1 protein-coding gene is annotated in these 276 nt (G+C 44.6%); it reads right to left on the reverse strand.

Annotation, left to right across the window (positions count from 1 at the left end; genetic code table 11):
• Positions 1-266, reverse strand: a 266-nt coding sequence (locus tag AAEY62_RS22270; RefSeq protein WP_350636580.1) for a DUF3418 domain-containing protein, incomplete at its 3' end; no start/stop codon positions are given.
• Between the last annotated feature and the right edge of the window lie 10 nt (positions 267-276).

Genomic DNA, 276 nt, shown 5'->3' on the forward strand with positions numbered 1-276 from the left:
CCCGTGACCAAACCATCGCGGATAAAGATTTCTCGTGACTCAACCAGATTGACTTGCTCGTAATTGGTCAGCTGCTTACTGATAATAATCAAACCAAATAAGCTGATCTGCGCGTAAGCTTTGACACGCCCCGTCTTTTTCGACCAATGCGGCTCAAAGTAGTGATATTTTAATAAATCACCTGCCGCTGAGATAATCCATTCTGGTTCAATTTTGGCAACGGTACGCATAAAGACTTGCGACGTTTCTACGACTTCAAACGCCATGACCCAAGGT

It is taken from the genome of Pseudoalteromonas sp. GW168-MNA-CIBAN-0100 (assembly GCF_040309225.1).
Taxonomy (GTDB): domain Bacteria; phylum Pseudomonadota; class Gammaproteobacteria; order Enterobacterales; family Alteromonadaceae; genus Pseudoalteromonas; species Pseudoalteromonas arctica.